The 6554-nt window shown below is 62.8% G+C and carries 1 protein-coding gene; it reads left to right on the top strand.

The features are described from left to right. Positions 1-6554: non-ribosomal peptide synthetase (locus ATN38_RS00350; RefSeq protein WP_218747396.1), on the top strand; the 6554-nt coding region annotated here is incomplete at both ends.

The following is a 6554-nucleotide window of genomic DNA, read 5'->3' as shown; positions in this document are numbered from 1 at the left end:
TGAGGTGGTGGTCTTGGAGGGGGTGCGGAGGTCTCTTCCGGGGTTCATGGTGCCGTCGGTGGTGGTGGTGTTGGGGGAGTTTCCGGTGACGGTGCATGGGAAGTTGGACCGTAAAGCCCTCCCGGACGTCAACTTCGAACCTCAACCGCTGCAGTATGTTGCGCCACGAACGCCGGTCGAGGAGACGGTTGCCGCAATCTTCGATGATCTGCTGGGAACGTCGACGGTGGGCGTGAACGACGACTTTTTTGCCCTGGGTGGGAACTCTCTCAGTGCGGCCAGGTTGGTTGCGCGAGTGAATTCTGTTCTCGGCGAACGGATCAACATTCGCGACGTCTTCGATGCTTCTACCGTTGCAGCGCTGGCCGAATTGGCGCAGTGTCGTGGAGGAGAGGGGGCCAAGCCGGCGTTGACGCCGCGGGGTACGACGACGGATATCCCACTTTCACCGGCGCAGGAGCGAATGTGGTTTGCGAATCAGTTCGCCCCCGAGTCCGCCGCCTACAACGTCGCGTGCGCGTTGAGGCTCGAAGGTGCAGTGAACGTGAGTGCGCTTCACGCTGCATTTGTCGACGTCGTCGAGCGGCACGAGTCCTTGCGCACCGTTTTTCCTCTGACGGACAACGGACCGCGTCAAGTGATCATGTCCACCTCACAGGTGGTATCGGATCTTGCACCGATACTTGTGCAGGGAGAGGAAGAGCTGCGCGAGCGTAGCCGGCAGATCGCTTCGGATGGTTTCGACGTCACGCAGCAGGTCCCGATGCGCGCCGCCTTGTTGCGGCGAGATGACCAGGTCCACTCGCATGTCCTGGTGATCGTGATTCACCACATCGCCGCCGACGGATTCTCGACGGTACCGCTGGCCCGAGATCTCATGAGCGCATACTCCTCCCGTGTGAACGGTGAGGCACCGCAGTGGGCGCCGCTCGGGATCCAGTATGCCGACTACGCGTTGTGGCAACGTGGTTGGTTGGGCTCGGAATCGGACTCTCGGTCTCTGATCTCGAAACAGCTCGGCTATTGGGCCGAGAATCTTGCGGGCGCACCGGAGGTTCTCGACATTCCGACCGATCGACCGCGCGGTGATGTGCGTTCGCTTCGACGCGGACGGATCAGGTTCGTGTTCGGTCCGAAGGTGCATGCCGGTGTGGTTGCCCTGTCGCGCAAACACAACGCCACGGTCTTCATGGTTGTGCACGCAGCCTTGGCAGTGCTGCTGGCGAGGCTCAGTGATGAGGACGACGTAGCCGTCGGAACTCCCATCGCCGGGCGTGGGGAGCGCGAACTCGACGACCTGGTGGGCATGTTCGTCAACACGTTGGTCTTGCGCACTGCAGTGGACCGCGGCGCGACTTTCGGAGACTTCCTCGACCAGGTCCGAAACGTAGATCTGAGCGCCTTCATTCATGCGGACGTGCCGTTCGAAAGAGTCGTCGAGATCGTGAATCCTTCACGTTCGACGGCGTACTCGCCCCTGTTTCAAGTCATGTTGGAGTTCCAAGACATCGAACGGCCTGCACTCGAACTCCCCGACCTGCAGGTGACCGACGTGGGCGTCGAGATCGACACCATCAACTTCGATCTTCAGTTGACGGTGACGCAGAACGCCGGCGCAGCCGGCGAATCGGATGGTATTCGTGCTGAATTCGGATATGCCACAGATATTTTCGACGAGGAAACGGTAGCGGGCTTCGCCGGCCGCCTGCAACGGATTCTCGAGCGCGTTATCACGGATCCGCAATCACGGATCGGAGATATCGAGATCCTCGACGCCTATGAGTCAGCCGAACTGGTACCCGTGCGAGGTGAGATTTCCGCCGCTGTTCAGACCCTTCCGGATTTGCTGACTGCAGCAACAGATATGGCGACCGCCCAGGATCCCGGCGCCGTTGCGCTGGTGTTCGAGGAACGTGAAGTGACCTATCTCGAACTCGACGCGCAGTCGAACCGATTGGCCCGCATGCTGATCGAATCCGGAGTGGGTCCCGAATCGGTGGTGGCGTTGTGTCTCCCACGCTCCGTCGAGTCCGTTCTGGCGGTGTGGTCCATTGCCAAGACAGGTGCGGCATTCCTTCCCGTGGACCCGGGACATCCCGCTGCTCGTATCGAGCACATGCTGGGCGACTCCGGTGCAGGGTGGGGGATAACGTCTCGAGCTCACAACGCAGCATTGTCCGGCCTCGTGCCGTGGCTGGTCCTCGACGATGCCGGTTTCGAGGAACGGCTGCGGGCGTACTCGCCATCGAAAGTCATCGACGCGGATCGGAACGCGCCGATTCGCATCGACAATCCGGTCTATCTGATCTACACGTCGGGGTCGACAGGAACACCCAAGGGCGTGACGGTCACACATCGCGGGTTGAGCGACTTCGCGCTCCAGGAGCGTGAGACCTTCGCCGCCACGACCCGATCCAGAACTCTGCACTTCGCTTCGCCGAGTTTCGACGCGTCGGTTCTCGAGCTCGTGATGGCCGTTGGTGCTGGAGCCACGATGGTGATCGTGCCACCGACCGTCTACGGCGGGTCGGAACTGGCGGCGCTACTGGAGCGCGAGCGCGTCACCCATTGTTTTGTGACTCCGGCGGCCTTAATGTCCGTCGACCCAGACGGTCTCACCACTGTCGGTTGTGTCGTGACAGGTGGGGAAGCGTGTCCGCCGGAATTGGTGGCCCGCTGGGCGCCGGGCAGAAAGATGTTCAACGCCTACGGTCCTACCGAGGCAACTGTCGTGTCGAGCATCAGTGCGGCACTGGCTCCGAACGCCCCGGTCACTATCGGCACACCTACTCGCGGATTCAGCGAGGTAGTGCTGGACTCGCGTCTGCGAGCGGTACCGGTAGGTGTCGCGGGGGAGTTGTATCTTGCCGGGCCGGCTCTCGCTCGCGGCTATCACCGGCGATACCCGTTGACCGCCACGCAGTTTGTCGCAGATCCCTTCGGTGCGCCGGGAACGCGGATCTATCGCACGGGCGATCGCGTGCGGTGGACGCCCGACCGACGGCTGGAGTATCTCGGGCGCACCGATGCCCAAGTCAAAGTCCGTGGGTTCCGCATCGAACTCGGGGAAGTCGAGGTGGCACTGCAGACGCACCCGCGCGTGGCCCAGGCGGTGACGGCCGTCTGGAACGGCGACGGCAGGGATCGGTTGATCGGCTACGTGGTTCCCGATCGCGGAGCGAGTGTCGATCCGCGAGACGTCCTCGCCCATGCAGGCAAGCGCCTGCCGTCGTACATGGTGCCGGCGGCGGTGGTGGTGCTCGACGCCGTTCCGCTGACGGTTCACGGAAAACTCGACCGCGCAGCGCTTCCCACACCCGATTTCTCGTCCGCCGCCACACCCGACCGGCCACCGCGAACGGAAACCGAGAATCTTCTTGCCGCTCTGTTCGCGCAAGTTCTCGGGCTCGACTCGGTAGGAGTGCATGATTCGTTCTTCGAGCTCGGTGGCGACAGCATCATGTCCATCCAATTGGTGGCCCGCGCTCGCGATGCGGGTGTGATCATCTCACCCCGGGATGTATTCGACCACAAATCCGTTGCCGCGCTTGCCGAGTCGGCGCACCTTGAGCAGGACAGGCCTGATGTGCTCGCGGAGCTACCGGGATCCGCTGTCGGAACTGTTCCACTGAGCCCGGTGGCGCAGTGGATGCTCGACCGCAGCAGTGGCGGGCTGCGTGGCGGCGGAGTGAAACGGTTCTCTCAGGCGCTCTTGCTGACAGCTCCCGCTGATCTCACCCAAGACCTCCTTGTCCGTGGTCTCCAGGTGTTGCTGGACCGCCACGGAATGCTTCGAGCTCGCTTGGTTGAGAGTGACCGGGTCATGGAAGTCTTACCACCCGGCTCGATCTCGGCCGAAGGACTGATCCACCGCATAGCCGTCGATTCGGTGGACGACGAAGGTTTCAGGGCCTTGGCGTCGGGAGAACTCGAGGCCGTGGCCGACAGCTTGGATCCCGCCGCGGCTGACATGGTGCGCGTGATCTGGTTCGACCTGGCCGACAAACCTGACGTGTCGACCGGGCGGGGCCGACTACTTGTGGTGATTCATCACCTGGTTGTCGACGGGGTCTCGTGGCGCATTCTGGTCACCGACCTGGCGTCGGTGACAGCACAACTCCAGGCCGGTGTCACGCCCGAACTGCCACAGATCGGAACGTCGTTCCGGCGATGGGCGCATGGGCTTGTCGAGCACGTGGGCGACCGGAGCGTCGAACTGGACATGTGGAGAACGATCCTGGACGGCGATGACCCGTTGATCGGTTCGCGCCCACTCGATCCCACGATCGACGTCGACGACACGGTCGACACCGTTACAGTGGACATCTCGCCTTCGGCGACCAGGAACCTTCTCACCACTGTTCCTGCGGCATTCCACGCCGGCGTGAACGACGGACTCGTCACCGCTGTTGCGTTGGCCTCGATCGGGTGGCGACGACGCCGCGGTATGGATACCGTGGCCGCCCTGATCACTCTCGAAGGACACGGCCGCGAGGAAGGGGTGGTTCCTGGCGCAGACCTCGCTCGCACCGTTGGTTGGTTCACCACGCTCTACCCGGTGCGCGTGGACCTCGGCGCAATCGACGTCGACGACGCACTGGCAGGTGGCGCCGACGCCGGGCGGGCTCTCAAAGCTGTCAAAGAGTACGTGCGTGCGATCCCCGATCATGGAATCGGATTCGGGATGTTGCGGTACCTGTCGGGCGAGAGCGACCCACTCGGCCGATTCCGTTCTCCTCAGATCAGTTTCAACTATCTGGGCCGGATCAGCTCCTCTGACGGAACACAGGACTGGCTGCCGGTGGAGGGCAATCGAAGGCTTGGCGGAACCCAGAACCCGTCCATGCCTGTGGCGTCCGTGATCGACATCAACGCGGCGGTTGAGGACCATGTCGACGGGCCCTGCCTGACAGCATCTTTCACCTTTCCCCGCGGAGTGCTCGACAGGTCTGACATCGCGGAGTTCGCGGAACTGTGGCGTCGTGCGCTCGACGGACTCAGCGCGCACGCGTCGCGACCTGATGCGGGCGGTCTGACGCCGTCGGACATTCCCCTGGTCTCGGTCGACCAACAACAGATCGAACGCTGGGAGAACGACTTCCCCGGATTGCACGATGTCTGGTCGGTGTCGCCCCTTCAGGCCGGGCTGATGTTCCATGCCTCACTGGCGGCCACGTCGACGGACGTCTACACAGCGCAGTTGTGCGTCGAGCTCGAAGGAGCGGTTGATTCCGAGCGTTTGCGTGGCGCTGCTGCCGGACTACTGGCAAACCACCCGAATCTGTGTGCAGCGTTTGTCTACGACGTGAACGGCCTACCGGTGCAGTTGATTGTCGACGATGCCGTGATTCCCTGGACCGAGGTCGACCTGAGTGATCGCGGATCGGCAACCGACGCAGATCTGGAGCGCCGCCTCGACGAGGATCGCAGTGCACCCTTCGACCTCGCTTCGCCGCCACTGCTTCGGCTGACGCTGCTGCGAACCTCGCCGACGAGGTGCGTGTTGGTGGTGACGAACCATCACATCGTTCTCGACGGTTGGTCGATACCGTTGCTGGTTCGCGAACTGTTGATGCGATACGCGGCCGACGGTCTCCCGGTCGAGAGGGCCCCGGCCGATCTTCCCGAGACTCCGTCGTACCGCGCCTATCTGGAATGGTTGATGCACCGCGATATGGAGACCTCGCTCGCGGCGTGGGAGGACGCCTTGGAAGGCGTCGACGAGCCGACGTTGTTGGCGCCTTCGACGCCGATCGCGGAGCAGCTGGTGCCCGAAGAGGTTGCCGTCGATCTACCCGATTCGGTGCGCGACGGACTCGGTGCGCTGGTCCAACGGAGCGGGATCACGATGAACACGGTGATTCAAGCGGCGTGGGGTGTCCTACTGTCTCGGATGCTTTCCCGTGACGACGTAGTCTTCGGCGTCACGGTTTCGGGCCGCTCACCCGAGTTGCGTGGTGTGGAAAACATGATGGGGCTGCTGATCAACACGTTGCCTGTCCGAGTGCAACTGGATCCGGACGAGACGTGTATGCAGCTGCTCGCTCGACTGCAAAGCGAGCAGACAGCTCTGCTCGATCATCACTATGTCGGACTCGGCGCGATTCAATCTGTCGTAGGGACAGGCAATTTGTTCGACACACTGTCGGTCTTCGAGTCGTATCCGATCGATACCTCGGGGATGGGCGGGAACACCGACATTGCCGGTATGCGCGTCACCGCTGTGAATGCCCGCGACGCCACGCATTACCCGCTCACCGTGCTGTCGGTCGCGGAACCGACGCTGCAGGTCAGCCTGCGGTACCAGCCGGCGGCATTCGACCGCGCCGCGGTCGACACCATTGCACAGCGAATGTCGCGGATTCTTGCCGCCTTCGCAGCGAACGCGGATACACCGGTCGGTGAGGTCGACGTGTTTGTCGCCGGTGAGCGTGGGTTGGTGGTGGGTGGTTGGGATGGTGTGGGGGTTGTGGTGGGGGGTTTGACGTTGGTGGATGTGTTGGATGGGCGGTTTGCTGGTGTGGGTGGTGGGGGGTTGGTGTGTGGTGGGGTGG

The organism is Rhodococcus sp. FH8, assembly GCF_019266085.1.
In the GTDB taxonomy this organism is placed as follows: Bacteria; Actinomycetota; Actinomycetes; order Mycobacteriales; family Mycobacteriaceae; genus Rhodococcus_F; species Rhodococcus_F qingshengii.
Note: the sequence above shows the minus strand (reverse complement) of the source record. Positions and strands in the feature narration are given on the sequence as shown.